Below are 26518 nucleotides of genomic sequence, written 5' to 3'. Positions count from 1 at the left end.
GTATGTCGAGCAAGAAAAAATCGCTGGAGATCGAAACCCTGCGTGGCCTGGCGTGCCTGCTGCTGGTGCTCTATCACGTCATTGGCCCGTTGGGCGGAGGGTTGAAAATCGATATCGGCTCGCCGTTCCGAGTGATCGCCGACTCGATGGTGTACGTGCGCATGCCGCTGTTCACTTTCATTTCCGGCTACATCTATTCGATCTACAAAATCCGTGGCAATGACTTCTCCGCGTTCTTCAGTGGCAAAGTGCGACGGCTGATCGTGCCGCTGTTTTGCGTCGGTGTGCCGTTCTCGGTGTTGCAGGCGGTGGGGCCCGGGGTGAACAAGGACGTCGGCGTGATCGATGCGTTGTTGTCGTTCTGGGTGCCGGTCAATCACTTCTGGTTCCTGCAGGCGGTGTTCATCATTTTCATGTTCGTCGGCCTGCTGGAATGGCGCGGGATGCTGCGCTCGATGACGCGCTTGTATCTGCTGTTCGCCTTCGCTGCGGCGGTGTTTCTGTTGCCGCCGTTCAAGCTCGATGCGTTCGGCATCAATGGTGCGATTTACCTGCTGCCGTTTTTTGTGGCGGGGATGATCGGTCAGGAAAATGTCGAGGCGTTGAAGCAACGGTTCAAGGTGATCGGGCCGCTGGTGTTTGTGCTGATCTCGCTGACGCTGCTGTACGTGGCGGCGATTGATCGTGAGTTGATCGTCGACCGCCGCAGTCTGATCGGTCTGACCGTGGGGTGTGTGTCCTGCATTGCTTTGCTGTCGAGTGACATGCGCTCGAAGTGGCTGACCTGGCTGGGCGGCTATTCTTACGCGATCTTTCTGTTCCATGTGCTGTTCGCGGCGACTTCGCGGTTTGTCATGGGGCGGCTGGGGGTGAAAGACGAAAGCATTCTGGTGCTCGGTGGGCTGCTGTTTGGTCTGTTGGGGCCGGTGGTGCTGTCGATGATTTTCAGTCGCTTCAATGTCACTTCGGTGCTGTTTCTTGGGGAGCGTGCGGCGAAGAAAAAACCGCTGGCGAGCGTTACTCCGGTGGTGCCGGCCAATAGCTGAAAGGCTTCGCGAGCAAGCCCGCTCCCACAGTTTTCGGTGCTGGACACAGATTCAGCAGATGACCGCAATCTCTGTAGGAGTGAGCCTGCTCGCGATAGCGGTTTGTCAATCAGAGTTGCACCGTCTGAACCAACGCCATCGCGAGCAGGCTCACTCCTACAATGGATCTGGGTCGTACTCCAGTCCCCGCATTCCAGACTGAAGGAAATAATGCATGTTGGCAGTAAATGACGCTCAGCCTGTCGCAGCGTCGATGGTTGAGGTAGGCGATGCCCGCGAGCGTTTTGCGCAGTGGCGCGAAGGCAAGGCCGGAAAGGTCTTGTCGGTCTCGGTGATCGGCGACAGCTACAGCGCCGGGCAGGATTTCTACCTGAACAAACTGGTGCAGCGCGTGGCCGGCGAGGTCGGTTTTGCCGGCCCCGGTTATGTCGGCTTCAACCATGGCGCGGCGCTGGGCGGCACGCATTTCAAATACACCCGCAGCAGCGAAAAGTACTTCGGTGGTGGCTGGCAGGTGTCCGGTCTCGGTCAGGCCAGCCCCGACAGCCGCACGGTGACCGGCAAGCCCGGTGCCTGGCTGCAAATCGATGCCAGCCCGACACCGGCCATCGACACCCAAGTCACCCAGGCGAAATTGCTCTATCTGGGCAACGGCGAAGCCAGTGAGCTGCGCTACCGTTGGACACCCTCGGAAGACTGGCAGCCATTGACGCTCAAGGGTTCGGGCGTTCAGGAAGTACCGCTTGCAGGTCTCTCTTCAGCGCCAGACTGGTCATTCAAACTGGAAGTGGTGAAGGGCGCACCGACCTTGTTTGGCTTGTGGATGAGCAACGAACAGAACGGCGTGCGTGTTTCGAAACTGGCGGCCTCGGGCGCGGCCTCGGCGGACTTCTATCACCGCGACCCGCAATGGCAGGTGCAGTGGAAAGCCGCCGTGTCGAAGATCCCCGCCGACGTTTATCTGATCATGCTCGGCGGTAACGACCAAGGCTTCGGCGTCAAACCTGCGGAGTATCTGCAGAACGTTCAGGGCCTGGTAACGATGATCCGCGAGATCCAACCGGCGGCGAGCATCAACCTGATCATGCGTCAGGACACCACACGTTCCAGTGCCTATCCGATGTCGGCGTATGCGCAGGTGCTGCAGCCGTGGGCGCATGAGCAGCAGCTGGGTTTTGCCAATCTGCAATGCGCGTTCGGCCCTGACGTCAAACGCTATGCGGCGGCGATGATCGGCCCGGACAAGATTCATCCGCAGCCGGCCACGGGCGGGAAGGTGATTGCCGATTACTTCTATCGCTGGATCGTCAGTGGCATCAACGCGGACAGTTGCGACTTGTAGGAGCTGCGGCACGCTGCGATCTTTTGATCTTGCTCTTCAAAACAAAATCAAAAGATCGCAGCGTGCCGCAGCTCCTACAGGGGGAGTGTTTTTATTTGAAGTTATCTATCTGGCTGAGGAGCTCAGCAGTCTTCTGCGGCATCAGTTGCGTGGCACACCGCGTCTCGACATTGATGATGATCGCCGGCTCGTTGCAGCACAGGCGTACGCGGAAGCGCCAGTCGCTGAAGATCACCTTCAGGCCATCACGATCGTCCATTTCCAGCGCCTGCTCGGCATACCGTTGTTTCAGATGGGCGAGCAGGGGATAGGGATCCGCCAGCGTGCGGCGAATGTCGCCGGACGAGGGAAACATGCCGATGCGTTCCACCAGCAGAATGCTGCCCAGCCACGACTCGTTGGCGCTGGGCAACGGCTGATGGTGTGACAGCCAGCTCACCGTGCCGAGGTTGCCCACCTCCCGTTCAATCTCTGCTGCATGCTGTGCCATGTTCATGGGTTGCCTCCTGAAAAGAGAAGTGGGCGGCGACCGTCTCAGCGGCCCTTGAGGTAGACGTTGTCGTAGCAGAAGTTGGTCGCCTGCAGGTAACCCTCGGCGTCGCCGCAGTCAAAGCGCAGGCCCTTGAACTTGTAAGCCAGCACGCAACCGTTCTGCGCCTGTTTCATCAGCGCGTCGGTGATCTGGATCTCGCCGCCCTTGCCCGGTTGGGTGTCGGCGATCAGGTCGAAGATGTCCGGCGTCAGGATGTAGCGGCCGATGATCGCCAGGTTCGACGGCGCGTCCTGCGGCGCCGGTTTTTCCACCATGTTATTGACCCGGTAGATGCCCTCGGAAATCAGCTCGCCGGCGATCACCCCGTATTTGTGGGTCTGGTCGGCCGGGACTTCCTGGATGGCGACAATCGAGCAGCGGAATTTCTTGTACAGCTGGATCATCTGCGACAGCACGCCGTCACCTTCCAGGTTCAGGCACAGGTCATCGGCCAGCACCACGGCGAAAGGTTCATCGCCGATCAACGGACGGCCGCTGAGAATCGCGTGACCGAGGCCCTTCATTTCCACCTGACGGGTGTAGGAGAAGGTGCAGGTGTCGATCAGCTCGCGGGTGCCGGCGAGGAATTTCTCTTTCTCGGTGCCGCGGATCTGGTGTTCGAGTTCGTAGCTGATGTCGAAGTGGTCTTCCAGCGCACGCTTGCCCCGACCGGTGACGATGGCCATGTGTTGCAGGCCGGCGTCCCGTGCTTCTTCAACGGCGTATTCGATCAACGGCTTGTTGACGATCGGCAGCATCTCTTTCGGCATGGCTTTGGTCGCCGGCAAGAAACGCGTGCCGTAACCGGCAGCGGGGAACAAACATTTACGAATCATAAAAGTATCCTGGACAGTCATGGAACACAGGCAACGGATGCGCGCACTTATCAAAGCGCACAAGTTTCAATGATTATTGAACGAGTACTTTAATACCTGAGTCAGGTTGTTAATGGCAATTAGCGCAGGGGGTAAAACATGACAATGTTATGAGATGTCGGTTAAGGCGTTATTAGTTATTTTTAGTCGGTATCTGTTGATAGTGATGAGTGTACTTGGGGTGCTAATAAGTACCGGGCAATACAGTTTGACCTGCAAAAATATTTATTGCCAGTGGTTGAACTAATTTTGTTTAAGGCTGTTGTCGTCCTTATTTGTGTGGTGCGCCACAGATTCAATGAAAGGGACTTGACAGGCTACTTGTCACTTATCCAATGACGGACCGCGCTATGAAGATTCTGGTAACGGGTGGCGCCGGCTATATCGGCTCGCACACCACACTTGCGCTGCTTGAAGCAGGTTATGAAGTTGTTGTACTGGATAATCTTTGCAACAGCAGCGATGCGGCACTGCACGCGATAGAAGGTATCTGCGGCAAAAGTGCGCTGATGATTCGCGGCGATGTCTGCGACCGGGCGTTGCTGGACCGGATTTTCCGCGAGCATGCGATCGACGCGGTGCTGCATTTTGCCGGGCTCAAAGCCGTCGGCGAGAGCGTGCGCAAGCCGCTGGATTACTACGAAAACAACGTCGGTGGCAGCATCACGCTGTGTCAGGCGATGGCGGCGGCCGGGGTGTTCCGGTTGGTGTTCAGTTCGTCGGCCACGGTGTACGGCGAGCCTGAGCAGATGCCGATCCGCGAGGATTTCCCCACCGGCATTCCGACCAATCCTTACGGTCAATCCAAGCTGATCGTCGAGAACGTGCTGCGCGACCTGAGTCAGGCCGAGCCGCGCTGGAGCATCGCCTTGCTGCGTTACTTCAACCCGATCGGCGCGCATCACAGCGGGCATATGGGCGAAGACCCCAGCGGCATCCCCAACAACCTGCTGCCTTACATCAGCCAGGTCGCGGTTGGCAGCCTGCAGGAGTTATCGATTTTCGGCGACGATTACCCGACGATCGACGGCACCGGGGTGCGCGATTACATCCATGTTGTCGACCTCGCCGATGGCCATCTCAAAGCCTTGCAATCGATTGCCGACCGCCCGGGCATCCATACCTGGAACCTCGGCACCGGCGACGGCTACAGCGTGATGCAAGTGCTGCAGGCCTTCGAACAAGCCAGCGGGCGACCCGTGCCGTACCGGGTGATGCCGCGGCGCAGCGGGGATATCGCCGAGAGCTGGGCCGACGCCTCGAAAGCGCAAAAAGAACTCGGCTGGAAAGCCACGCGCAGTTTGCAGGACATGGTCACCGACACCTGGCGCTGGCAATCGAATCATCCACGCGGTTATCTCGAATGATGTCGTTCTAATACTGAATGTTAGTTTCGGTCAGCTGTTAGATATCGTCGGGAAAATACGCTGGAAATGCCTTTTGCAAGTCCGTAGATATAAACCTGCCGTTCGACTTTTATCAGTTGGGTAAGACTGTGAAAGAACGACGGATCTTGTTCGCGCTTTTCGCGGACTTGAACGCTACCACCGCTAACAAAGACCGGTTTTTAACAGGTCGAATGTTAGAAAGGAGTTGATATGAAAAAAGTGATGGCGATTGCCCTGTTGACGATGTTGAGCAACTGGGCGTCCGCTGCTGAAGCGCCGCTAACTGCGGTGACCAATGTATCTGGCAGTGTTGCGGCTTCTACAGCGCCTGCTGCCAGTACTGCAATGGTTGCCAGTGCAGTCGCGGCGTCCAACAGCGGCGGAAGTGCCAACGGCGGTACCACTGGCACCACCGGTACTACCGGCACCACCGGCACGCACAACTAACAGGAACATTTGTTAGTGCAGTACAGGGTCGCCCGACGCAAGTCGGGTGACTTTATTTTTAGATTCGCCCTTGAATAGCGTAGTGCCATTATGACTCGTAGTTTTTCTCTTTTGCTGTTGGCAAGTATCGCTTTGCAAGGTTGCATGTTTTCCCCCGGCCAATACCTGAGCACCGGCGACATCACGCGCCAGGGCGCCAGCGAAAGCAGTCGGGTCGAGCTGATCCCGATCACGCCCAAGCTGATCTCGATGACCCGTGCCACGCAGAAGCGTGAAACGGTACCGTCGGAACTGTTGGCCACGCCTGCGGAATACCGCATCGGCAGCAACGATGTGCTGTACATCACGGTCTGGGATCACCCGGAGCTGACCGCGCCATCGGGGGCACAACAGCAGATCGACGCCAACGGTCGACTGGTGCGCTCCGATGGCACGCTGTACTACCCGTTCATCAAGGAGGTGCAGGCGGCCGGCAAGACCATTCAACAGCTGCGCTCGGACATCGAAACCCGCCTGTCGGCGTTCATCGCCGAGCCGCAGGTGGATGTCGCGGTGCTGCGTTTCGCCAGTCAGAAAGTGGTGGTCTCGGGCGCCGTGGCCAAGGCCGGTCCGCAGCCGATTTCCACCAACCCGTTGAGCGTGGTCGAAGCCCTCGGCACTGCCGGCATCGACACCAACAACGCCGATCTGTCGGGCCTGCTGCTGACCCGCAATGGCCGGGTGTATCCGCTCAATCTCGACTCGCTCAACCAGCAGGATTCCGAGTTGCAGCACGTCTTCCTCAAGGGCGGCGATCAGCTGTACCTGCCGTACAACGACAACAAGCGCATCTACGTCATGGGTGAGGTCAATCAGCCCCGTGCGCTGAGTTTCAAGACCGCGACGATGAACCTCTCCGACGTGCTCGGTTCGGTCGGCGGTCTGAGCCAGACCACCTCCAACGGCAACGCGGTGTACGTGATTCGCGGGGTGGAAAACCTCGATGTCGAGCCAGCGAAGATCTATCAACTGGAAGCCCAGTCGCCGACCGCCATGGCACTCGCTTCGCACTTTGAAGTGCGTCCACAGGACGTGGTGTACGTCGGCCCGGCCAATGTCACGCGCTGGAACCGCTTCATCAGCCAACTGGTGCCGTCGGCATCGATTGTCGGGACCGGGGCTTCCGCTGCGAAGAACTGGAGCGAATTCAGTAACAACAGCAAATAAGGCCGACCGTGAAAACCTTGAAAGTTGGCGTCTGCCTGATGGCGGCCTTGATGTTGTGTGGCTGTAACCCGCTGATGACCGCTTCGGTGCGCAACCTCAAGTCGGCGGTGCTCGGCCCGGACGAGCTGGACGTGAGTGCGGCGCAGGTGGCCGAGGTCAAGTACCCGCAAGTCAAACTGACCACGCCGTCCGGCTCCGGGGTGCTGGCGCTGGTGCGCGAGCGTGAAGACCTGCAGTTCTGGGTCGCTTCCGGCAAACAGGTGTTGCTGCTGCGTGACGGCCTCGCTGTGCGCACCATCGGCCTCGGCGTCGAGGGCGACCTGGACGGCACGCGGCTGGCCGACGACGCGCCGTTCAAACGCGGCCTGCATCAAGTCGCCGACGGGTTCACCAGTCAGCGCTGGATCGACCTGTACAAGGGCCAGGAAGTCGGTTTGATCGTCAATAGCCGGTTCTCCCGCCGATCCACGCAAACCCTGCAAATTCTCGACAAGGAATACACCGTGCTGCGTGTCGACGAACGTATCGACGTCCCGGCGATCGGCCTGCGCGCGACCAACCATTACTGGGTCGATCCGCTGGACGGTTTCATCTTGCAGAGCGAGCAGCAACTGACCACGCAACTGCGCGTGCGCATCGTGCAACTGACCCCTGATCGCAGGCACCTGCCGTGAAGCGCTTACGAATGTTATCGGCGGGTTTGCTGTTGCTCAGCGGCATCAGTCAGGCAGCGGTCACCGTCAGCGGCGATGTCGCCAACCCAGGGCCGGTGGAGTTGCCGCCGGGCGGGCGCTTGCTCGACGTAATCAGCGTGGCGGTGCCGAATGCCGAAGGTTACTGGCTGGCCGGCGTGTTGCTGCGCCAGTCGTTGCTGGAACAGCAGGCGCGGCTCAAGGCCGGGGTGTTGTTTGATCTCGATGTGTTGCAGCGCATGGCTTCGTTGTTTGACCGCCCGAGTCGCGCGGCGCTGGCGCTGCGCCTGGCTGAGCAGGTGCGGCAAATGCCGGTCACCGGGCGTCAGGTGGCGGACCTCGATCCGGTCGCGGTGGAAGTCGGTTTCGCGCGCAACATTCGTCTCGACGATGGCGATCGGCTGATCTACCCGAAACGGGTCGACGAGGTGCAAGTGCTGGGCGCGGTTGCCGAGACCTGCCACCTGCCTTATCAGCCTCTGCTGGAGGCGCGCGAGTACCTGGAAAGCTGTACGCCGCTGGACGATGCCGAGGCCGATTACCTGTGGCTGATCCAGCCCAATGGTGCGGTGCGGCGCGTGGGTATCGCGCACTGGAATCGCGAGAGCGGGCAGTTCCCCGTGGCCGGCAGCAAGATTCTGGTGCCGGTGAAAAACGATGATCTGGATCCGCCTGTTCCTGAACTGAATCAGCAGTTGGCCGAATTGATTGCCACGCAGCTGGCTGAGGTGGTTCGTTGAAGTTACGTTTTGCAGCTGTGTTGTTATTGCCGTGCGGTCTGGTGCATGCCGAGCCGCGTATTACCCAAAATGATTTCGGCGGCACCGGTCTGTTGCAGACCCCGACCGCGCGCATGGCCCCGGCCGGAGAGCTGAGCGTCAACGCCAACCGCACCGAGCCTTACAGCCGCTACAGCGTGTCGTTGCAGCCACTGGACTGGCTCGAAGGTTCGTTCCGTTACACCGCGATCACCAACCGGCCGTACGGCTCTGAGGCGCTGAGTGGCAGCCAGAGCTACAAGGACAAGGCGGTCGACGCCAAAGTCCGGCTGTGGCAGGAAAGCCACTGGGCGCCGGAAGTCGCGCTGGGCTTCCGAGACATCGGTGGTACGGGCTTGTTCTCCAGTGAGTTTTTCGTCGCCAACAAGCGCTTCGATAATTTCGATTTCAGCGCCGGTATTGCCTGGGGTTATCTCGGTAATCGCGGTGATCTCGACAACCCGCTGGGCTACGTCAGTGATCGCTTCGACACTCGACCGGCTCTCGAAGGTACCGGTGACGTCAACTCCGGCTCGTACTTTCGCGGTCGGCCGTCGTTCTTCGGTGGTGTGAGCTATCAGACACCGTGGGACCGACTCAGCCTGAAGCTCGAATACGAAGGCAACGACTACAAGCACGAGCCGAAGGACAACGTGATCAAGCAAGACTCGCCGATCAACTTCGGCGCGGTGTTCAAGGTGGCCGATTCGGTGGACGTCAGCGCGGCGTGGGAGCGGGGCAACACGGCGATGTTCGGCATCACCTTCCACACCAATTTTGTCAGCCGCAAGGCGCCGGCCAAGACCTACGATCCGACGCCGGAACCGCTGCCGGCGAAGATGCCGACCACGCCGATGGAACAGGTCAACTGGGCCGACGTGTCGCAACGCTTGCAACAGAATGCCGGGTACAAGGTCGAGCGCATCAGCCAGCGTGATTCCGAGCTGATCGTCTACGGCGAGCAGCAGCGCTACTTCCATTCGTCGAAGGCTGTCGGCCGCGCGAGCCGGATTCTCGACAACAGTGTGAACGACGACATCAACTGGTTCACCGTGGTCAACAAGCGTTACGACCTGCCGCTGGAAGAGACCAGTGTGCCGCGCCAGACTTTCCGCGAAGTGATCAACAACGAGGAGCCGCTGGAGTCGTTGCACCGCACCACCGAGATCAACCCGGCGATGCCGCACAACGAGAAAACCCTCTACAGCGAAGCGCCGCAGCACTTCAATTATGGTGTTGGCCTGGGCTTCAAACAGAACGTTGGCGGCCCGGATGGTTTGCTCTATCAGTTCAGTGCCGATGCGGACGCCGAGTACCGCTTCAACCGCAACACCTGGTGGAACGGCCTGCTCAGTGCCAACCTGGTGAACAACTTCGACAAGTTCACCTACGATGCGCCGAGTGGTCTGCCGCGGGTGCGTACCGATTTGCGTCAATACCTGACCACCTCGGAAGTGACCATGCCGTTGTTCCAGGTCAGCCATGCCGAGCAGTTGGACAAGGACCTGTATGGCATGGTCTACGGCGGCTATCTGGAGTCGATGTTTGCCGGCGTCGGCGGTGAGGTGCTGTTCCGGCCGACCGGTGAGCGCTGGTCGGTGGGGGCGGATCTGAACTATGTGCGTCAGCGCGAGTTCGACCAGGGTTTCGGCCTGCGCGACTACTCGGTCTGGACGGGGCACATCACCGGTTACACCGACTTGCCGTACGACACGCTGGCAGCAGTCAGCGTCGGTCGTTATCTGGCCGGCGACTGGGGCGGTACGCTGGACATCTCCCGCGAGTTTTTCAACGGCGTGCGCTTCGGCGCCTGGGCCACGATCACCACGGCTGGCAGCGCCGAGTACGGGGAGGGTAGTTTCGACAAGGGCATCTATTTGTCGATCCCGTTCGACGAAATGATGAGCATGTCGACCATGCGCCGCGCCAACCTGGTCTGGGCCCCCCTGACCCGTGACGGCGGCGCCAGGCTCAATCGCAGCTTCCAGCTGCACTCGATGACCGATAGCCGCGAGGGTGACATGTTCTATCGCAACTTCTCGAAGATTACCGAGTAAACCCGAGCCCCCCCCTTGAGACCTGTGGGAGCGGGCTTACTCGCGAAGGCGTCGGCCCATTCAACATCTGTGCTGCCTGACCCACCGCTTTCGCGGGCAAGCCACGCTCCCACAGTGTTTTGTGGTGAGGCACATATCCCGATCCATACCGAGATCCCCTGTGGGAGCGAGCTTGCTCGCGAAGGCGCCGGCACATTCAACACCTGTGCTGCCTGACCCACCGCTTTCGCGGGCAAGCCACGCTCCCACAGTGGTTCGAGGGTGAAGCAAATATCTTGATCCACACTCCAATCCCTGTGGGAGCGGGGTGAACTGGATATCTTGATCCCCCTCCCAATCCTTGTGGGAGCGAGCCTGCTCGCGAAGGCGCCAGTCCATTCAAAATCCATGTTGCCTGATCCACCGCTATCGCTTGCAGGCAAGCTCCCACAATGATTTTGTGGTGTGCCCGATTTGAGTGAACGCCGCCTGACCCTGTGGGAGCGAGCTTACTCGCGAAGGCGTCGGCCCATTCAACATCTGTGCTGCCTGACCCACCGCTTTCGCGGGCAAGCCACGCTCCCACAGTGGTTCGAGGGTGAAGCAAATATCTTGGTCCACACCCCAATCCCTGTGGGAGCGAGCTTGCTCGCGAAGGCGTCAGTCCATTCAAAATCCATGCTGCCTGACCCACCGCTATCGCTTGCAGGCAAGCTCCCACCAATAATTTTGTGGTGTGCCCGATTTGAGTGAGCGCCGCTGGACCCTGTGGGAGCGGGCTTGCCCGCGAAGGCGGCGGCACTGCCACCCTCGCAACAGCCTGACCCACTGCCCAAATTCCGCCCACAAAAAAGGGGACTTTCGTCCCCTTGCGGTATCGCCTGGCTTGTCACCAGCCCATCAATAAATATCTTTCGACAACAACGTAAACGGCGTCTTCACCAGGATCTTCAGATCCAGCCATAACGACCAGTTGTTGATGTAATGCAGGTCCATCTCCACCCGGCGCTGCATCTTGTCGATGGTGTCGGTCTCGCCACGGCACCCGCTGATTTGCGCCAGCCCGGTGATGCCCGGTTTGATTCGATGGCGAGCCATGTACGCGAGGATTTTCCCCGAGTAGTAGTGGTTGTGCGCTACAGCGTGCGGACGCGGACCGACCAGGGCCATTTGCCCCTGTAGCACGTTGAACAACTGCGGCAGCTCATCCAGCGAGGTGCGGCGAATGAAGCGCCCGACCGCAGTAATACGCGAGTCATTACGGCTGGCCTGAACCACTTCACGGTCATCGTGCACGCGCATCGAGCGGAATTTCCAGACCTGAATCACCTTGCCGTTCCAGCCGTGGCGATCCTGCTTGAAGAACACCGGCCCCGGCGAGTTGATCTTCACTGCCAACGCGATGAACAGCAGCACCGGGCTCAGCAGGATAATCGCCAGCAGCGCCACGCCTTTTTCCACCAGACTCTTGCTCAGCGCAGCAGTAGGGCGGCTGGTCAGCGGACTTTCGTTGAGGCAGATCGCCGGCAGACCATCCACGACCTTCACCGAGTGGTTGAGCAGGGTCAGACTGTTCAAGTCCGGCACCCAGACCACATCGACGTTGGCGCCGAGCAAATCGACGTACATCGCTTCGATTTTCGCGGCCTCAGCCAGCGGCAGGGTGATGTACAACCGGCGGATGTCATGGTCTTTGATCAGCTTGAGCAGATCTTCCTGATCACCGACCACACGCGGTGCATCCGAATCCAGATTCGGTGTCGCGCCATTGCTGACCAAACCCACCAGCGGCAGGTTTTCCACCTGACTGATCTTCTTCGCCAGACCCAGAGCCAGCTCGCCAGTGCCGACGATCAGGGTCTTCTGCGCGCTGGTGCGTGAACGCTGGTAGTACTTGGAAAAGGCATGCAGCGGCGCGTACATCAACGCCTGACCGAGGAAGCCGTAGACCGCCCAGCTCAGCGTCACCTCGCGGGAGAACACTTCGTCGGCCTTGCACACGAACGCGATGCCGGCCAGCGCCACCATGGTCATCGACCAGCCCATGAACAAGCGTCCAAGCCCGGTCAGGTAATTGTCCTGCTTGCGGTACACGCCGCTGAACGTATACGCCGGTACCGAGGCCAGTACCGCCAGTGTCGCGCACATGCGGTAATAGAACTCGACGGTGCCCGTCTGCCGTTCAGCCAGTATGAATAACAACGCAACAATGAAAGCCTGCGCCAATGCCCATTGGCCCCAGAAGGTAAGTCCCTTGAGGCCGTTATTTCGATTGATCCGTAGAGAAAGTTCCATGAGATATCCCCAGAAATACGTCCATTCAGGTTTCGACAGTTGAAGTCCGAGTTGCTAGATAGGCTTGTTGTTGTTATTGGACGAGTGTCCTGAGGTAACAACGTCGATAGGCCGAACTGTCGTCAATCAATAGACTAAGTTATTGCCGGAGAGGGTGTCTGACGAGTTCTAACAAGATGGCACAGTGCCAACTTTTTAATAATCAAATACAAGGGTGTTAGAAAAGGTCGCAGAGCGGGGGGTGAATAAATTATGTTGTGTTTGTTACTGTAGGAGGGGTGGAGGCAGGGAGCTATTATTACCAGGGGAGGTGAAGCCAAACAGAGTGCTCTTGTTGTTTTTGTAATCGCACTGTTTTCTGTTTGTTTTGTTCGCGGATATCGGCGGTATTTACGCAACGATTTCCTGAATGAGGCAATAACCGCGGTTTCTTACGGCACGGAACAATCGCTCACCATTACTCGCGTTTTTGAACTTGTCCTGCAGGCGACTCAGGCACATCTCCAGGCCCCGATACTGCTCCGGCTCGCGGCCGATGCTGAGGATCAGGTCATCTCGACTGACTACACGTTCTTCGTGATGGAGCATTTTGCGCACCAGCGCGGTTTCCAGTCCGGTAAGGCTGATCTCGACGCCTTCCTTGACCAGGGCCCCTTGATCGTTGTCCAGATGCCAGGTTTCGTTGCAAGTGGCGGCGTCTTCGATGGCAGCAGTGCGGTTGTCGCTCTCTGCACTTTGAAACGGCTTCGCCGATTGTGCGGACAACCATTCCGATTCGAGGGTGGCCAATATGCGCTGGGTGTCGTGTTCAATCGTGCGGGCAACGTTTTTCCGGGTGCCCCTTGGGTAAGTGAACTCCATCAGCATGGGAGCGGAAGAGGGCGAAGTAGCACCTTCAATAAACATTTGTGCCTGAGACGTGCCAAACGAATTGAAGCGCTCGCTGGACAGAATGCTCTCAAGTTCACGCTGCGACGTTGTACTGTTGGTCACGACGACAAAATATTTTCTTGGGAGGGTTGTACTAGTTTCCATGTCTCTCTCCTAAAATGTGCACCAAAATGGGCGAAAAGGTAAATCGGCAGGCGAGCAATAACTTCCTTGGAAGTAACCGACAGGCAGGGTCTGGGCCCAAAATGGCCTCGATAAATTCCACTCGTTCTGCTGCTATGTTGTTAAGTTTATTGTTATGGTTCGGTGTAGCCGTGCTCATTCAATGGCTTGATTATTAGTAGATTTGAAGTACAACTTGAGCTGTATGGTTGCATATGACGATCCTTCGTGATTATGCAAAGAGAATGGCTGCCCGAGAGTCAGGCAGTCGATATCAGACCCCGCATCAGGCGATAGCCGTAGCCGCGGATGCTCTGAATCGCATTGGTACCATACATGTCCTTGATTTTTCCACGCAAGCGGCTGATGGATTTTTCCAGCGCTCTCGGATCGTAGAAATTGGTATTGAGCCCCATGATGCTGGCGATTTCATCATGGCTGAGAATGTGATTGCTGGTCTGCGCAAAGGCTTCCAGGATCTTCATCTCGGCGAACGAAATGTCGAGTTTCTGGCTGGTGCCACCCTGCAGGCAGATGCGCGTTGGGTCGAGCGTGAGGTTGATATCCCGCTGCCATTCTTCACTGTTGAAGAATTCACCGAGCAACTCGTCGCCCTCGTCGGAAAGGGTATTGAGTTTGATACAGAAGTCGGCACCGGCCAGGAAATACTTGATCTTGTTGAAAGCGCCGCGACCGGTTATGACCGCGCAAATGATCGGTTTCAAGTTGTCGGAACGCAGGTTCTCGATCAGCGCAAGATTGTCTTCCAGCGCTTGCGGAGTGTCGATAACGATGAAGATGGCTCGATACGAACCAGAAAGTTCATTGTTATAGGAACTAGTGTACGAACTGGCCTCAAGTGCCATATCAGTGCGTACGTGCTTTGCGATCAGCGCACTAAAATGTTCGGCCACGCCACGGGTACGGCCCAGTGTGAGAACGCCGGGTACGTCGTTTGTCGGGCGCGGACTTCTAGTCGCCAAGTTCCCTGAGAGCATCATGCTTTGACTCGAATTAGGTGCTGACATCGGGATGTTAAAGCACCGGTTCTCATCTGTGACTGACAATTGGTAACATTCACGCGATTTTTAGACGTGGCTCCCGAGTTTTCTAACAATAATTAAGCATTTCAAGCTTTTAGTTGATTTTCTCGGGGTTGTGAACTAGTCGTTACATGATGGCGATGTGGAATTGTGCCACTATTTTGAATCTATGGCGATGGCTTTATTCATGTCCAATTGCCACTGTCGACGATCCTGAGACAATGTGAGCTGGATCACACTTTATTGGCCAGTCGAACTTTTTTCTACTATAGCCCTAAATATTTTTCGTGTAGTTCGTAGGCGGACGTTTATTAACATGGCTTGAGTGTGTCTTTTGATAAGACATATTCTCCGTCGCCTGATCAGGCAATGGGTGTCGCGTTATACCGATTGTTTAACTTCAGATACTCAATTCCTGAATACAGTTGACCGGTCGCTCATCAAGAGCGCTCTGACGGAGGATTAATGGATTTCTGGACCTTTATCCAGGTGTTGATATTGGGCGCGGTAGAAGGCCTGACCGAGTTCTTGCCGATCTCCAGTACCGGCCACCAGATCATCGTCGCCGACCTGCTGGACTTCGGCGGCGAACGCGCGATGGCGTTTAACATCATTATTCAGCTGGGCGCGATCCTGGCCGTGGTCTGGGAGTTTCGCCCGAAGATCTTCGACATCGTCAAAGGCCTGCCCACCCAACGCAATGCACAACGTTTCACCCTCAACCTGCTGATCGCCTTCCTCCCGGCGGTGGTTCTTGGCGTGCTGTTCGCTGACAAAATCCATCAATACCTGTTTAACCCGATCACTGTGGCCATGGCCTTGGTGGTGGGCGGCATCGTCATGTTGTGGGCCGAACAGCGCAATCATGTGGTGAGCGTCGATCACGTCGACGATATGCGCTGGTCAGACGCGTTGAAGATCGGTTTCGTGCAATGCCTGGCAATGATTCCCGGCACGTCGCGCTCCGGCTCGACCATCATCGGCGGTTTATTGTTCGGCTTGTCCCGGAAAGCCGCCACAGAGTTCTCGTTTTTCCTCGCCATGCCGACCATGGTCGGCGCCGCGGTGTACTCCGGCTACAAATACCGCGACCTGTTCCAGGCCGGCGACCTGCCAGTGTTCGCCCTCGGTTTCGTCATCGCCTTCATCTTCGCCATGATCGCCGTGCGCGGCCTGCTCAAATTCATCGCCAACCACAGCTACGCCGCGTTCGCCTGGTATCGGATCGCGTTTGGCTTGTTGATTCTGGCGACGTGGGTGTTTGGCTGGGTGAACTGGACGGAAGCGGCGGCGGGGTGATGCGCACGCCAGGCGGATCACCCCGCCTGGCGCGTGTTACGGAGGGAGGGCATCAACGCCCTTGCAGCAACTCGCCGGCCTGATCCAGCAACGCCAGCGGATCCTTGGCCTTGTGAATATCCACCGACAACAACTGGCGGAATTTACGCGCACCCGGGAACCCGGTGCCCAACCCCAGCACGTGCCGGGTGATGTGATGCATCGCGCCGCCGGCCTGCAAATGCTCGGCAATATAAGGCCGCAACTGCGCCAGCGCCTCGGCACGGCTGATCACCGGGGCGCTGCTGCTAAACAACTGCTGATCGACCTCCGCCAGTAAATACGGATTGTGATAAGCCTCACGCCCGAGCATCACACCGTCAAAGGTCTGCAAATGCTCATGGCAGGCCTCCATCGTCTTGATCCCGCCGTTCAGCACAACCTCCAGCTCCGGAAAATCCGCCTTCAACTGCGCCGCCACGTCATACCGCAACGGCGGAATGTCGCGATTCTCCTTTGGCGACAACCCCTCCAGAATCGCAATCCGCGCGTGCACAGTAAAACTGGTACACCCGGCATCGCGCACCGTCCCGACGAAATCACACAACTCGGCGTAACTGTCCCGCCCATTGATCCCGATCCGATGCTTCACCGTCACCGGAATCGACACCGCATCGCGCATCGCTTTCACACAATCCGCCACCAACTGCGGATGCCCCATCAGGCACGCACCGATCATATTGTTCTGCACCCGATCACTCGGGCAGCCAACATTGAGGTTCACCTCGTCGTAACCATGCTCCTGCGCCATGCGCGCGCAGGCGGCCAGATCCAGCGGAACACTACCGCCCAACTGTAGCGCCAGCGGATGCTCGGCTTCGTTGTGACGGAGGAAGCGTTCGTGATCGCCGTTGAGGAGGGCGCCGGTGGTGACCATCTCGGTGTAGAGCAGGGCGTTCTTCGACAGGAGGCGTAGGAAGTATCTGCAATGCCTATCAGTCCAATCCATCATCGGGGCCACGCTGAAGCGGCGGGACGGCTCAGAACGGGCAGGGCTAATAATTACGGGCGCTTCAGGTTTTTCGAAATTCATTGATACTGGTCTTTTATACAGCGGTTTTTACCCATTTTTCCTTGTTTTTCGAAGTCGGTTGCTACAATGTAGCAAGTGAATTCGGCAATGTAGCAACTGGAAATGGGCACGATCACATCACGCAAGCGCAAGGACAACTCGACGGCCTACACGGCGCAGATACGGATCAATCGGGACGGGCGCACAGTTTATCAGGAAAGCCAAACCTTCGACCGAAAGCAGGTCGCACATGCTTGGATCAAACGGCGTGAGACGGAGCTGGCTGAGCCTGGTGCGATTGAGCGCGCAAATCGTAAGGGTGTGACGATCAGAAAGATGATCGAGCAGTACCTGGACGAGTACGAGAAAATCCGGCCGCTGGGCAAGACCAAGAACGCGACGTTGAAGGCGATCAAGGATACTTGGTTGGGCGACCTAGACGACTCGGCCCTGACCAGCCAGAAGCTGGTGGAGTTTGCACAGTGGCGGATGGGCAAGGAAGGTGGCGGCGTCCAGGCGCAGACGGTTGGCAATGATCTCTCGCACCTGGGGGCGGTCCTATCCGTGGCGAGGCCGGCATGGGGCTACGAGGTGGATCCGCTTGCCATGCCTGACGCACGCAAGGTGTTGCGGAAGCTGGGCATGGTAAGCAAGAGCAAGGAGCGCAACCGTCGGCCCACGCTCGACGAGTTGGACAGGTTGATGGCGCATTTTTTCGAGATGCAGGTACGTCGGCCTGAGTCGATCAACATGCCGAAGATGGTTGCGTTTGCTCTCTTCTCGACGCGCCGGCAGGAGGAGATCACGCGGATCCGCTGGGATGATCTCGACGAGTCCCGGCAGGCCGTCCTGGTGCGAGACATGAAGAACCCCGGACAGAAGATCGGCAACGATGTGTGGTGCCATTTGCCCGATGAGGCGTGGGCGATCCTGCAGAGCATGCCCAGGACAGAGCGGGAGATATTTCCGTACAATTCCAGGTCGGTATCCGCGTCGTTCACGCGGGCGTGTCCGCTGCTGGGTATTGAGGACCTGCACTTCCATGATCTAAGGCATGAAGGCGTGAGTCGCCTGTTCGAGATGGACTGGGACATTCCTAGAGTATCGAGCGTATCCGGGCATCGGGATTGGAATTCACTTCGGCGATACACACATTTGCGCGGGAGAGGGAATCAGTACTCCATGTGGAAATGGCTGGATAGAGTCATAGCCTAGGTTTTATGTGCATAAATTTCAGCATTTGAGCGAGTGATTGATTGATGGACTTAAAGGGTATTTATCTTGTGGCGAGGCGTTACAGCGCGGCTGTGCTTTGCATGGCGACACTATTCGCTGGCGGCGCGTTGTTTCTCTGGAACGGCTACAAGGATCTCGATGCGCAAAAGGTAGCTTTCGAGAAAGAGAAGCTAAGTGTCGTTGAGGCCCAGTTCAAACGGGAGTTGGAGCTGCAAAAACGTGAGTTTCTAGTAACGCATACTGAGTCAATGAATGTCGAAAAAACTGCTCAGCTCAAGGCCAAAGAGATTGAGCAGGAGAAAGTTTCGGCCCTACTCATGGTGGAGCAGCAATCTATTAGCAAGGCGCAGATCAATAAGGCTGCAGAGGAAAAACTCCAGATGCTCATGTCTGAGTTTTCCGCTTTGGGTGTCAACTTAAATGCGAAGCCAAACTGCGGCGACGATCAAGCAAAGTACAATTCTGCGAAAGCTAAATATGATGAAATCTATTCGTGGGCTGAGGCACATGGGCTCGAAAAAAAATACAGCAATTTTCTCTTTCATAATCAGCGATCAACAATCACCTTCGGTTGTTTAAAGCCTGAAAAAGGGGCATTCGCCCCTTAGTACACCGCTCTACCCATGAGCTGGTTTTGCTCCTTCGCTGCTTTTTCGCGCTGCCGGTCGATGTAGTCAGAAAGGTCCTTCAGGTGGATGCCCAGCCCGGCCTTCTGGCTATTGGCGCCTAGACGCACCACCGGAATATCGATCTCGCCGGCCAAGCGCTTCTGTTTGAATTTTTCCACGGTCAAATTCATGTAATCGGCACACACGCGATCCAGGGGGATGACCGCTTGCCCGTTGTACTGGGCCATCAACAGGAAAAGGGTGTTCATGCGACCTCCTGGTTATCGTCTGTCAGAGAGTAATTTGAATGCGCTCGCAGCCACCGCTGGAACCTGTCCATTGCCAATGGCTTTAAGTCGGTCCACCCGATGGGCCACCCCATCAGCCACTCGGCCCATTCCGGGTTCAGATGACCACCATCCAGTGCCATCACGGCGTGATCCAGGCGATCGTTCGAGCGGTCTGCCCCGGAACGGCGAGTCAGTGCGGCAGGGGAGGATCCTTTGGCCATGCTCGCCACCGGTGTTGGCCATCGTCTGACGGGTGTCTTCTGCGATGAGCCAGATCCTGTCCCGCTGATGAGGGGCGCCGAGGTCAGCCGCTCCGATAACACCCCATCGCGCGTCATACCCGATTTCGGCAAGGTCACCGAGCACCACGGCAAGTCCTCTTCCCACAAGCAATGGTGAGTTCTCCAGTTCGACGTAGCGCGGTCGTACCTCATCGGTAATTCGTGCCATCTGCTGCCAAAGTCCTGAGCGGGCGCCGTCGATACCGAGGCCGTTGCCTGCGACCGAGATGTCCTGACAAGGAAATCCTCCCGAAACCACGTCAACAAGGCCTCGCCAGGGGCGTCCGTCAAAACTGCACACGTCAGACCAAATCGGGAAAGGCGGAAGCAGTCCATCGGTTTGTCGTTGCGCCAGAATCTGTGCGGCGTAGGCATCACGCTCAACGGCGCAAACGGTGCGCCACCCGAGGAGCTGGCCGCCGAGTATTCCGCCACCAGCGCCTGCGAAAAGAGCCAGCTCATTCACGCGGCCTCCAATGAAGGACGCTTATACCCCTGAACAAGCTGCGCGGGCGGGCGATCCGGAGCGATTAGCGTTGCCTTGGGTGTGGCTGCCTCGCGCAGCTTTTCGTGGGGTATAAGCGCCTCGGTGGTGCTGCTGGAAGAGGCAATAATGCCTGCTGCTTCGCAGCAGAGACTGTTTGTTTCTAGTGTGGCGACGCTGGTTTCTTTGCAGAGCAAAGCGGTCGTGGTTTGGGTGTTGTGCCGGTCCTTTTGCATGCCGCTTTCCTCTGAGGTTTGGTTGCGCGTTGGTTCGTCAGTCGCTGGTAAATCGTGTGCCGTGTAGCGGGGGTTGCCGGGCTGAGCAAGGTTCTCGGTCATGCTGCGTCTCCTGCATTGAAAGGAGCCAATTGCTGAGCCATGTCGAGTGCCTTATCACGTAGTGCGCGGGTGTCGCGCTCCAGCTTTTTACCTGTGCGGAAGGCACTGAATGTTTCTGCGGCAATCCGGAGTTTTTCGGCAATTTCCAGCAGTGCCAGGTGTTCAGGGCCACCGAATGCCAGCGCTCCCTCCAGTCTTTTGCTGTAGTGCGCCAAGCGGGTACGGTCGGCCGTGATGAAGTGGAGGGACTCTTTCAATTCGCGAATGTTCTTGGCGCTTGCGGCGTGCTGGATCTCTTGCCCTTCCTCCGCGCCGGTTGATTTGCCGTCGCTGTAACCCATTCTGTAGCCGACCCAGACAAGGAAGACGGCGAGGGCGATCAGGGCGATGAGTGCGCAGATCTGAATTGCAGTCATGTGGTGTGCTCCTGGTGAAGTCTTTGGCTGGTGGTGGCAGCCATTCAGTTTGTGGTGGTTACTCGTTTGCGTCGTCCTGCTGTCGCTGCATGTCTTCGTCGGCCTTGTAGGCGCGGATGTCGATCAGGGAAGCGACGTGTCGGATGTGTGCGTACTTCGGTGCCTTGCGGCTGGTGTCCAGCGTGGTGATGGGGAGCTGGATGCGGCCGCTGCTGATCTCGGCCACGAACGATTGCTCGTTGAGGTTGCGGAAGTACTGCTCTCGCACTTTGTCGAGCGGGATCAGGACGTCGCCGAAGATGCGGTAAAGCAATTCGACGGTGGCTGACTCCGGTGCCGGGTGTAAGCGGAGCGGGTTTTGTGCTGTGTTACTCATGGCTTTGTTGGGCCTCCTTGCGTTGTTTTCTGGCCGGATGGTTCCAGGCGTTCAGGCAATGCGTTTTGGTGAGCTCGCGCAGATGTTCGGGTACTTCGAGGAGCGCTGTGTTGCGCTCCTCTCGTGTCCGCATGGCGATAATCTGGCGGGCGTATTCCCTAGGCCACGTCACGGCTGTCTGCCGGAATGGCGGGTAGGTCGATTCCCAACTGTTCAGCCAGCCAACGGATACCGTGCTGTTTGATCCGGGTCGATTGGCTGTACTGCATGCCGAGCTGATCGTGGTACCACTGACCGTCCTTGATGCGCAGATAGTCGCGGTCACGGTTGGGGTAGACGGGTAGGTTCCGCTCGTTGAGCAGACCTTTTTCACGCATGCGTGCGATGAGCTTCGGACGAGTCAGGCCGAGTTGGGTTGCGGCTTGGGCGAGGGTGCGTTCCATAGTGTGCCCCTCATGCCGCGTGCGCAGCTGGAGTTGCCGCTGCAGCAAGGTGGTTGATGGACTCGCTGACCTTGACGTAGATCTCTGCATCGCTGCCGTACACGGTGAAGCACCGGGTGTGCGGGCTTTTGTTACCGATGCTCAGGATGGTGGTGATACCTGAGCGGGATTGCGTGCGGTGCACCGCGACTTGCAGGGGGTAGTCGAAGCCCATGTCGAGGCTCAGCACGCCGCCGGTGCGTACCAGCTCGAACACGCGCTGCTTGTCGGAGACCTCGAAGCGGCCATATTCGCGGCTGGCATGCGGGCTATGCACCAGGTCGCTGGTGTTGTTTGCGTCGAACGGGCCGTTGGCGATGTCTTCGATGAAGTCAGCTAGCTTGAGGTGTGTCTTCTTGTCGTTCTCCAGGGTCAGCGTGTGGCGTTCGCTGCCCAGCTCAACGACGAAGGTGCTCTCCGTTGCGCCGCGTTCGACCTTGAGGCGGAACGCCAGGCACTCACGCTTAGGCGCTGTCCGGAGGACGTGGTTGAACGTCTCGCTCAGGTTCACTTGGGCGTTGAGTAACTGCAGGGTACGGTTGTCGATTTTGAATTTCATCATGCCGCGTGCCCTCCGCCGTTGGGATCGAGTGGGGTGGGAGAAGTGGGCGCTTGCTGCTTCGGTTTGGTGGTGACAAACGAACAGCCACTCTCGCGGGCCAAACGGCGGATCTCGAAGATTCGGAAGGGGTCAGCAGCGGCTGGGTGGACATGTAGGGTTGCTGTGGTGTGCATGGTTTTGCATCGCTCTGTGGTGGAAGAGTGATGCAAATATCAACCTATGGTTTATAAAAGTCAACAACCAACAGTTGATAAAATGCGGGCGCAAAATCTGCGCGCGACGCTGCCGGCATTTGAGACGGATTTATTCGAACAAAAATGAAAATGTGGACCATATAATTGCTTTTAGCCATTATTCGGTCTTGAATGCTCCCCAATAGATGCAATCGATGATTGAAGCTCAAGGACTGGCACATGGCCAACGCAAAACCCCATAGGAAATCCTTTGGTGAAAACATGAATATTGTGCTGGTCACACAAGTCGGGGGTGTTTGCCCTAGATGTGATGTGCAATTGATGTATTCCAAAGCTTCCAGGAAGAATAAGAATTATGAGTTGGCTCATATTTATCCACTGCATCCTACTGGGCCTGAGCTTTTATTACTTCAGTCTGAAGAACGTCTCAGCAAGGATGTAGATCATGAAGATAATCTGATACCACTCTGTGTTACTTGTCATACGAAGTTTGATAAGCCAAGAACGGTGGATGATTATCGACGCATGGTGCAAACGAAAAAAGGCTTTATTGAGGCTGAAAGACAGCGAGCTCTAATCGGTGAGTTTGCAATTGAGGAAGATATATCGCAAATCATTGATGCCCTTTATGCTGGTGAAGATATGAGCTCTTTAGGTGAGTTGAGTTTGCAGCCTAAAAAGTTGGAAGATAAACTGAATGATACTATGACAAATTTAACTAAGAATAAAATTCAGTATTGCGTTACTAATTATTTTATGTTTGTTCGTAAAAAACTAGCTTTGATGGAGGCGGAAAAGCCACTCTCCGCGGAGAATATTAGTCTTCAGATTAGGTTGTTTTATAATAGACAAGCTCAAGGTTCCGATTGTCAGCAAGATATATTTAGGAATATTGTTGAGTGGATAAACTCTAAAACCAAAGCTAAGTCGGTGGAGGCTCCTGAGATCTTAGCTTCCTTTTTTGTCCAAAATTGCGAGGTATTCAGATGATATCTCCAAATAAATTTGTTACTTATAATGAGTCTGCGTTAAGTAAAGTTGAAAAAGTATACAATTTGTTTGAGGAAAGTATGTTTATTGGCGAGTTGTACGACGCTGCTAAAAAATATCTGGATTCAATAGATCAGTTTATGTATGCAATAGAAATACTTTATTTGAATGATAAGATTTTGGTTGATTTTGACTCTGGCTTGGTGAAGAAATGCTAATTAAGATCAGTTGTGAAAAGTTTAGAGAAAAGGATATTCACTTTCATGCTGGTCTTAACGTTGTGCTTGGCGACGACAAGGCTACAAATTCTATTGGGAAAACGACTCTTCTAAAAGTTGTGGATTTTGTTTTCGGCGGAAGCTCGCTTTTGAAGTACAGCGAGGATGTTGTACAGGTTCTCGGGCACCACGGCTATAATTTTACACTTCGTTTTGAGCGGGATTATGAGTTTTTACGAACAACTAATAATCCTGATGAGGTTTGTTTGTTGGGTGATGGACAAAAGATCGTCAAGATCTGGTCGCTAGAAACTTATGGAGAGTTTTTAAAGGGGAAATATACTGAGGGTATCCATGGTGTGTCCTTCAGAGAGCTTGTTACTTTGGTCTCAAGGATCTGGCCAAAGCCCAATTTAGAGCCTTTAAGACCGCTTCATGCGTTTTCGGCCCAAAACTTTACCAGTTGCGTTGAATACTTGATTAAGTTATTTGGAGAGTTCGACAAGATTGATCAGTTAACTCATGAAGTCACTGAAAAAAAGAATGAAAGGTCTGGAATTAAAAAAGCCTTTGATAATAATATCATTCAAAAAATAAATAAGACGCAACATAAGGAGAATAGTCTAAAAATCGAATCAAAAAATGCTCAAATTGAGAGCATTAAGGAAGAGCTTTCTCGCTTTGCTATAAGTTTGAATGAACTCATAAATGAAGCTGTTTTGGAGGCTAAGGCTGATAAGAATAGTCTTCTATCGACCAAGATGGAGTTGGAGAGTCAGCTTTTAAGGGTTCGAGGTAATCTCGAGGCTAGTATAAAGGTTACAAAGAAAAATTTTGAACCATTGGAAAGGATTCTGCCTAGCATTAATACTGCTAAACTCGCTGAGATCGAAATGTTTCATTCTGGATTGGCGAAAATCCTAAAAGACGAAATTCATCGAAAAGAACTCTCTCTTCTAAGTCAAATTGAAATCCTCGACCTTGAGATTGCTGAGGCTGACCTAAAAATAACACAGGCATTGAGTTCGGTTGATAAGCCAAGCTTCATAGTTGATGCTGTATGTGATATTTCACTGGAGCTTAGTAAGTTAAAGCGACAAAATTATTACTTTGAGTCCGAAGCTGAGCTGACAGCAAAGATTGTTGATTTGAATAAAGAAATTGTTTTAAAGAAAAACCAGATTCTCGCTGTGATCGAAAGTGCAATTAATATTAAAGTTCGGAATATTGTAGATAGAGTGTACGATACTCATCGTAAATCGCCAGTTGTAAGCTTGTCGCCAAGTCGTTACAGCTATTCAATTGTGCAGGATACAGGGACTGGGTCAGCTTATTCGAATCTTATTATTTTTGATATTGCCCTGCTTGAATTGACCCAGTTACCGTTCTTAATACATGACTCTGTGCTTTATAAAAATATTCAAAATAACGCAGTGTCAAATATATTGGGTATATATGATGGTGAAGAAAAGCAATGTTTTATTGCCTTCGATGAGATGTCAAAACAGTCTCCGGATACTCAAAAAATACTACTGAGAAATAAGGTGCTGAAGCTTGCCGATGATGCGGTTCTGTACATCGTGGACTGGAGAAAAAAACGGAAAGAAGGCGAGTTAGGACCAAGTAGCTAGTGAGCATTACGCAACTATTCTGGGATGAATGCCCCTACGACTTTTCCGCAAATATGTGTTTCTTCCGTAATGTCAATGATTGGATATTGCGGATTGATCGGCCTTAAAAACTGACGTCCAGCATCCGCCACCAAAATCTTGAACGTTGCTTCATTTGTTCGTGGAACTCTGGCGATAACACGGTCCCCTGTCTTAGTTTCTGCCTCAGGGTCTACGAAGATAATGCAGCCTGTTGGGTAGCTGCGGCCGGGTCCTGGGTTAGTCATTGAGTCCCCTAGGACCTTGAGGGCGTACCCATTTGGGCTAATCGGCACGGGGCAGGACAGCCATGAATCGGCATCATAGGCCTCGGTATTCGAGATTGCCTCGCACCAAGCTCCGGCTTGCACCCAGGAGATCAGTGGAACTTTGCCGAAGCGCTGCGTAACTTCGCTAACATTGCTCTCATTGTTGGTAACCAATTGACGCACATTGCTTTCACCGGTCTGTTCTTTTGGCAGAACGCCATATTCTAGCCATTCCCGGCGAACCTTCAGCCAAGAGCAAAGCGCAACCATGCTGTCCGCTTCGGCTATGGCCTCGCCGTTCAGCCATTTGCTGACGGCCTGGGTGGTCTTATCAACCCCTAAACTCTTCAACTGACGATGAATGTCCACGCCACGACCACGGCTGCGTACGCCGGCATCGTCGAGGGCTTCGTGTAGGCGCGAGCTGAAAGCGGCGCGTAATGCATTTTTATCAACCATGAGTTGAGAGTGCCATGGAGCTTGCGCAATAGTCAGTTGATGTTTAATATCAACTTCGGGTTGATAAATGGAGGTTGCAATGTTGGACCCCGCAGATTTTCCGAACGCCATAGCGTTTGCTTTCGAAGCAGTAGGCGGCATCGGGGCCGCCGCCAAGGTTTGCGACAGGAGTTATCAGGCGTTGAACAAGTGGCGCTTGGCGTCCAGCCTGCCACGAACTGACTACACCGGTGAAACCAAATACGCATTGCTTTTGGCGACAGCTGCAAAGCAGAAGGGCAACCCGTTTGAGTCTGCCTGGTTGCTGAAGGCGTCCGCGCCACAGAAGATTGCTGCATAGCATAGTCAGAAAAAAGGCGACCCAAAGGCCGCCCAGTTCCTCCCGGCACGCACCACCACAGCGCTGTCGGGTCGCGATAAAGGAAGGTGGGCACACCACATGCAACCACCTTCCTTTATCGCGCTTTTCCAAGGCTCGGAAGCCTTGGCGTTGCTGCCTCTTCCACCACAGATTTGGCAGCTTTTGCGCCAGGGGCAAGCAACGGATTGCTTGCCCCGGCACGGTGCCGGTATCGATCCCTAAGATCTAGCCGGCGTTTGGGC

The 26518-nt window shown here is 55.5% G+C and carries 29 protein-coding genes; 15 read left to right on the top strand and 14 right to left on the bottom strand.

What is annotated here, in order from left to right; translation table 11 throughout:
* Window positions 1-2 precede the first annotated feature (2 nt).
* Window positions 3-1046 carry an acyltransferase family protein gene (locus ACOYXG_RS17680; RefSeq protein WP_460353114.1) on the top strand — a complete coding sequence of 348 codons (1044 nt, stop codon included), beginning with the start codon at window positions 3-5 and terminating at the stop codon, window positions 1044-1046.
* A 214-nt stretch (window positions 1047-1260) separates the two neighbouring features.
* Window positions 1261-2388 (top strand): SGNH/GDSL hydrolase family protein, encoded by a 1128-nt coding sequence (locus ACOYXG_RS17675; RefSeq protein WP_460353111.1) that lies wholly within the window; start codon window positions 1261-1263, stop codon window positions 2386-2388.
* A 91-nt stretch (window positions 2389-2479) separates the two neighbouring features.
* Here ACOYXG_RS17675 and ACOYXG_RS17670 read toward each other — a convergent pair whose 3' ends face one another.
* The gene (locus tag ACOYXG_RS17670) at window positions 2480-2884 is read right to left on the bottom strand and encodes a phosphohexomutase domain-containing protein (RefSeq protein WP_183781183.1); all 405 of its coding nucleotides are present in this window, start codon (window positions 2882-2884) and stop codon (window positions 2480-2482) included.
* Between the two features lie 38 nt (window positions 2885-2922).
* Entirely contained in the window at window positions 2923-3756 is an 834-nt protein-coding gene (gene galU, locus ACOYXG_RS17665; RefSeq protein WP_027611481.1) for a UTP--glucose-1-phosphate uridylyltransferase GalU, read from the bottom strand.
* A 389-nt stretch (window positions 3757-4145) separates the two neighbouring features.
* On the opposite strand from galU, the gene galE reads away from it, so the two are divergent.
* The 6 genes from galE to ACOYXG_RS17635 all read left to right on the top strand — a co-directional run bounded on the left by galE (window position 4146) and on the right by ACOYXG_RS17635 (window position 10343).
* Entirely contained in the window at window positions 4146-5162 is a 1017-nt protein-coding gene (gene galE, locus ACOYXG_RS17660) for a UDP-glucose 4-epimerase GalE (RefSeq protein ID WP_460353108.1), read from the top strand.
* A 231-nt stretch (window positions 5163-5393) separates the two neighbouring features.
* Window positions 5394-5630 (top strand): hypothetical protein, encoded by a 237-nt coding sequence (locus tag ACOYXG_RS17655; RefSeq protein WP_003226528.1) that lies wholly within the window; start codon window positions 5394-5396, stop codon window positions 5628-5630.
* 90 nt (window positions 5631-5720) lie between these two features.
* Entirely contained in the window at window positions 5721-6836 is a 1116-nt protein-coding gene (locus tag ACOYXG_RS17650; RefSeq protein WP_177416201.1) for a polysaccharide biosynthesis/export family protein, read from the top strand.
* A gap of 8 nt (window positions 6837-6844) precedes the next feature.
* On the top strand, window positions 6845-7510 hold the full coding sequence (locus ACOYXG_RS17645; RefSeq protein WP_330207071.1) for a YjbF family lipoprotein: 666 nt from the start codon (window positions 6845-6847) through the stop codon (window positions 7508-7510).
* Entirely contained in the window at window positions 7507-8268 is a 762-nt protein-coding gene (locus ACOYXG_RS17640; RefSeq protein ID WP_333989666.1) for a capsule biosynthesis GfcC family protein, read from the top strand. The genes ACOYXG_RS17645 and ACOYXG_RS17640 overlap by 4 nt, the downstream gene beginning before the upstream one ends.
* Entirely contained in the window at window positions 8265-10343 is a 2079-nt protein-coding gene (locus tag ACOYXG_RS17635; RefSeq protein ID WP_027611486.1) for a YjbH domain-containing protein, read from the top strand. The genes ACOYXG_RS17640 and ACOYXG_RS17635 overlap by 4 nt, the downstream gene beginning before the upstream one ends.
* Before the next feature lie 879 nt (window positions 10344-11222).
* Here the strand turns inward: ACOYXG_RS17635 and ACOYXG_RS17630 are convergent.
* The 3 genes from ACOYXG_RS17630 to ACOYXG_RS17620 all read right to left on the bottom strand — a co-directional run bounded on the left by ACOYXG_RS17630 (window position 11223) and on the right by ACOYXG_RS17620 (window position 14671).
* A complete protein-coding gene (locus ACOYXG_RS17630; protein WP_183781175.1) occupies window positions 11223-12617 on the bottom strand; it encodes an undecaprenyl-phosphate glucose phosphotransferase in 1395 nt (464 codons plus the stop codon).
* 390 nt (window positions 12618-13007) lie between these two features.
* Window positions 13008-13652: a winged helix-turn-helix domain-containing protein gene (locus ACOYXG_RS17625; RefSeq protein ID WP_027611488.1), complete on the bottom strand. Its 645-nt coding sequence runs from the start codon at window positions 13650-13652 to the stop codon at window positions 13008-13010.
* A 278-nt stretch (window positions 13653-13930) separates the two neighbouring features.
* Window positions 13931-14671, bottom strand: coding sequence for a winged helix-turn-helix domain-containing protein (locus ACOYXG_RS17620; RefSeq protein WP_027611489.1), 741 nt, complete (start codon window positions 14669-14671; stop codon window positions 13931-13933).
* A gap of 507 nt (window positions 14672-15178) precedes the next feature.
* Between ACOYXG_RS17620 and ACOYXG_RS17615 the strand changes: the two genes are divergently transcribed.
* Complete coding sequence (locus tag ACOYXG_RS17615) at window positions 15179-16012, top strand: undecaprenyl-diphosphate phosphatase (RefSeq protein ID WP_460353101.1); 834 nt, start codon at window positions 15179-15181, stop codon at window positions 16010-16012.
* A gap of 52 nt (window positions 16013-16064) precedes the next feature.
* Here the strand turns inward: ACOYXG_RS17615 and dusA are convergent, their stop codons facing one another.
* A complete protein-coding gene (gene dusA / locus ACOYXG_RS17610) occupies window positions 16065-17084 on the bottom strand; it encodes a tRNA dihydrouridine(20/20a) synthase DusA (protein ID WP_460353098.1) in 1020 nt (339 codons plus the stop codon).
* 102 nt (window positions 17085-17186) lie between these two features.
* On the opposite strand from dusA, the gene ACOYXG_RS17605 reads away from it, so the two are divergent.
* Together ACOYXG_RS17605 and ACOYXG_RS17600 are read left to right on the top strand one after the other, a co-directional pair.
* Entirely contained in the window at window positions 17187-18278 is a 1092-nt protein-coding gene (locus tag ACOYXG_RS17605) for a site-specific integrase (RefSeq protein WP_460353095.1), read from the top strand.
* A 44-nt stretch (window positions 18279-18322) separates the two neighbouring features.
* Window positions 18323-18907 carry a hypothetical protein gene (locus tag ACOYXG_RS17600; RefSeq protein ID WP_460353092.1) on the top strand — a complete coding sequence of 195 codons (585 nt, stop codon included), beginning with the start codon at window positions 18323-18325 and terminating at the stop codon, window positions 18905-18907.
* On the opposite strand, the gene ACOYXG_RS17595 is transcribed toward ACOYXG_RS17600, so the two are convergent.
* The 7 genes from ACOYXG_RS17595 to ACOYXG_RS17565 all read right to left on the bottom strand — a co-directional run bounded on the left by ACOYXG_RS17595 (window position 18904) and on the right by ACOYXG_RS17565 (window position 22136).
* Window positions 18904-19176, bottom strand: coding sequence for a pyocin activator PrtN family protein (locus ACOYXG_RS17595; protein ID WP_460353089.1), 273 nt, complete (start codon window positions 19174-19176; stop codon window positions 18904-18906). The two genes, ACOYXG_RS17600 and ACOYXG_RS17595, sit on opposite strands and share 4 nt — an antisense overlap.
* A gap of 12 nt (window positions 19177-19188) precedes the next feature.
* Window positions 19189-19944 carry a DNA cytosine methyltransferase gene (locus ACOYXG_RS17590; protein ID WP_460353086.1) on the bottom strand — a complete coding sequence of 252 codons (756 nt, stop codon included), beginning with the start codon at window positions 19942-19944 and terminating at the stop codon, window positions 19189-19191.
* On the bottom strand, window positions 19941-20300 hold the full coding sequence (locus ACOYXG_RS17585; protein WP_460353084.1) for a hypothetical protein: 360 nt from the start codon (window positions 20298-20300) through the stop codon (window positions 19941-19943). The genes ACOYXG_RS17590 and ACOYXG_RS17585 overlap by 4 nt, the downstream gene beginning before the upstream one ends.
* Window positions 20297-20716 carry a hypothetical protein gene (locus tag ACOYXG_RS17580; RefSeq protein ID WP_460353082.1) on the bottom strand — a complete coding sequence of 140 codons (420 nt, stop codon included), beginning with the start codon at window positions 20714-20716 and terminating at the stop codon, window positions 20297-20299. Before ACOYXG_RS17580 ends, ACOYXG_RS17585 begins: the two co-directional genes overlap by 4 nt.
* A 58-nt stretch (window positions 20717-20774) precedes the next feature.
* On the bottom strand, window positions 20775-21092 hold the full coding sequence (locus ACOYXG_RS17575; RefSeq protein WP_137215285.1) for a pyocin activator PrtN family protein: 318 nt from the start codon (window positions 21090-21092) through the stop codon (window positions 20775-20777).
* A 158-nt stretch (window positions 21093-21250) separates the two neighbouring features.
* Window positions 21251-21535 (bottom strand): phage antirepressor KilAC domain-containing protein, encoded by a 285-nt coding sequence (locus ACOYXG_RS17570; RefSeq protein WP_460353079.1) that lies wholly within the window; start codon window positions 21533-21535, stop codon window positions 21251-21253.
* A gap of 10 nt (window positions 21536-21545) precedes the next feature.
* Window positions 21546-22136, bottom strand: a complete 591-nt coding sequence (locus ACOYXG_RS17565; protein WP_460353076.1) for a hypothetical protein — start codon at window positions 22134-22136, stop codon at window positions 21546-21548.
* Window positions 22137-22549: 413 nt separating this feature from the next.
* Between ACOYXG_RS17565 and ACOYXG_RS17560 the strand changes: the two genes are divergently transcribed.
* Genes ACOYXG_RS17560 through ACOYXG_RS17550 form a run of 3 tightly spaced genes read left to right on the top strand, consistent with a single transcriptional unit; the run spans window position 22550 to window position 25169 of the window.
* A complete protein-coding gene (locus ACOYXG_RS17560; RefSeq protein WP_460353073.1) occupies window positions 22550-23320 on the top strand; it encodes an ABC-three component system protein in 771 nt (256 codons plus the stop codon).
* Complete coding sequence (locus tag ACOYXG_RS17555; protein WP_460353070.1) at window positions 23317-23538, top strand: ABC-three component system middle component 7; 222 nt, start codon at window positions 23317-23319, stop codon at window positions 23536-23538. The genes ACOYXG_RS17560 and ACOYXG_RS17555 overlap by 4 nt, the downstream gene beginning before the upstream one ends.
* Window positions 23532-25169 (top strand): DUF2326 domain-containing protein, encoded by a 1638-nt coding sequence (locus tag ACOYXG_RS17550; RefSeq protein WP_460353067.1) that lies wholly within the window; start codon window positions 23532-23534, stop codon window positions 25167-25169. Before ACOYXG_RS17555 ends, ACOYXG_RS17550 begins: the two co-directional genes overlap by 7 nt.
* 14 nt (window positions 25170-25183) lie before the next feature.
* Here the strand turns inward: ACOYXG_RS17550 and ACOYXG_RS17545 are convergent, their stop codons facing one another.
* Window positions 25184-25915 (bottom strand): LexA family protein, encoded by a 732-nt coding sequence (locus tag ACOYXG_RS17545; protein ID WP_460358499.1) that lies wholly within the window; start codon window positions 25913-25915, stop codon window positions 25184-25186.
* Between the two features lie 79 nt (window positions 25916-25994).
* Here ACOYXG_RS17545 and ACOYXG_RS17540 point away from each other — a divergent pair, with 79 nt between their 5' ends.
* Window positions 25995-26255: a hypothetical protein gene (locus tag ACOYXG_RS17540; protein WP_460353064.1), complete on the top strand. Its 261-nt coding sequence runs from the start codon at window positions 25995-25997 to the stop codon at window positions 26253-26255.
* Window positions 26256-26518 lie beyond the last annotated feature (263 nt).

Source organism: Pseudomonas sp. G3-39 (assembly GCF_054790485.1).
The sequence above is the reverse complement of the archived record's forward strand: the minus strand, read 5'-3'. Positions and strand labels throughout refer to the sequence as shown.

What these genes read in the sequence shown, in the direction of transcription:
- galE (WP_460353108.1), top strand. Translation starts at nt 4,146, where the DNA reads ATGAAGATTCTGGTAACGGGTGGCGCCGGCTATATCGGCTCGCACACC.
- ACOYXG_RS17655 (WP_003226528.1), top strand. Translation starts at nt 5,394, where the DNA reads ATGAAAAAAGTGATGGCGATTGCCCTGTTGACGATGTTGAGCAACTGG.
- ACOYXG_RS17680 (WP_460353114.1), top strand. Translation starts at nt 3, where the DNA reads ATGTCGAGCAAGAAAAAATCGCTGGAGATCGAAACCCTGCGTGGCCTG.
- ACOYXG_RS17615 (WP_460353101.1), top strand. Translation starts at nt 15,179, where the DNA reads ATGGATTTCTGGACCTTTATCCAGGTGTTGATATTGGGCGCGGTAGAA.
- ACOYXG_RS17560 (WP_460353073.1), top strand. Translation starts at nt 22,550, where the DNA reads ATGGCCAACGCAAAACCCCATAGGAAATCCTTTGGTGAAAACATGAAT.
- ACOYXG_RS17595 (WP_460353089.1), bottom strand. Translation starts at nt 19,176, where the DNA reads ATGAACACCCTTTTCCTGTTGATGGCCCAGTACAACGGGCAAGCGGTC.
- ACOYXG_RS17605 (WP_460353095.1), top strand. Translation starts at nt 17,187, where the DNA reads ATGGGCACGATCACATCACGCAAGCGCAAGGACAACTCGACGGCCTAC.
- galU (WP_027611481.1), bottom strand. Translation starts at nt 3,756, where the DNA reads ATGATTCGTAAATGTTTGTTCCCCGCTGCCGGTTACGGCACGCGTTTC.
- ACOYXG_RS17625 (WP_027611488.1), bottom strand. Translation starts at nt 13,652, where the DNA reads ATGGAAACTAGTACAACCCTCCCAAGAAAATATTTTGTCGTCGTGACC.
- ACOYXG_RS17540 (WP_460353064.1), top strand. Translation starts at nt 25,995, where the DNA reads ATGTTGGACCCCGCAGATTTTCCGAACGCCATAGCGTTTGCTTTCGAA.
- ACOYXG_RS17650 (WP_177416201.1), top strand. Translation starts at nt 5,721, where the DNA reads ATGACTCGTAGTTTTTCTCTTTTGCTGTTGGCAAGTATCGCTTTGCAA.
- ACOYXG_RS17630 (WP_183781175.1), bottom strand. Translation starts at nt 12,617, where the DNA reads ATGGAACTTTCTCTACGGATCAATCGAAATAACGGCCTCAAGGGACTT.
- ACOYXG_RS17585 (WP_460353084.1), bottom strand. Translation starts at nt 20,300, where the DNA reads ATGACCGAGAACCTTGCTCAGCCCGGCAACCCCCGCTACACGGCACAC.
- ACOYXG_RS17545 (WP_460358499.1), bottom strand. Translation starts at nt 25,915, where the DNA reads ATGGTTGATAAAAATGCATTACGCGCCGCTTTCAGCTCGCGCCTACAC.
- ACOYXG_RS17620 (WP_027611489.1), bottom strand. Translation starts at nt 14,671, where the DNA reads ATGATGCTCTCAGGGAACTTGGCGACTAGAAGTCCGCGCCCGACAAAC.
- ACOYXG_RS17550 (WP_460353067.1), top strand. Translation starts at nt 23,532, where the DNA reads ATGCTAATTAAGATCAGTTGTGAAAAGTTTAGAGAAAAGGATATTCAC.
- ACOYXG_RS17600 (WP_460353092.1), top strand. Translation starts at nt 18,323, where the DNA reads ATGGACTTAAAGGGTATTTATCTTGTGGCGAGGCGTTACAGCGCGGCT.
- ACOYXG_RS17575 (WP_137215285.1), bottom strand. Translation starts at nt 21,092, where the DNA reads ATGAGTAACACAGCACAAAACCCGCTCCGCTTACACCCGGCACCGGAG.
- ACOYXG_RS17570 (WP_460353079.1), bottom strand. Translation starts at nt 21,535, where the DNA reads ATGGAACGCACCCTCGCCCAAGCCGCAACCCAACTCGGCCTGACTCGT.
- ACOYXG_RS17670 (WP_183781183.1), bottom strand. Translation starts at nt 2,884, where the DNA reads ATGAACATGGCACAGCATGCAGCAGAGATTGAACGGGAGGTGGGCAAC.
- dusA (WP_460353098.1), bottom strand. Translation starts at nt 17,084, where the DNA reads ATGAATTTCGAAAAACCTGAAGCGCCCGTAATTATTAGCCCTGCCCGT.
- ACOYXG_RS17675 (WP_460353111.1), top strand. Translation starts at nt 1,261, where the DNA reads ATGTTGGCAGTAAATGACGCTCAGCCTGTCGCAGCGTCGATGGTTGAG.
- ACOYXG_RS17565 (WP_460353076.1), bottom strand. Translation starts at nt 22,136, where the DNA reads ATGATGAAATTCAAAATCGACAACCGTACCCTGCAGTTACTCAACGCC.
- ACOYXG_RS17580 (WP_460353082.1), bottom strand. Translation starts at nt 20,716, where the DNA reads ATGACTGCAATTCAGATCTGCGCACTCATCGCCCTGATCGCCCTCGCC.
- ACOYXG_RS17555 (WP_460353070.1), top strand. Translation starts at nt 23,317, where the DNA reads ATGATATCTCCAAATAAATTTGTTACTTATAATGAGTCTGCGTTAAGT.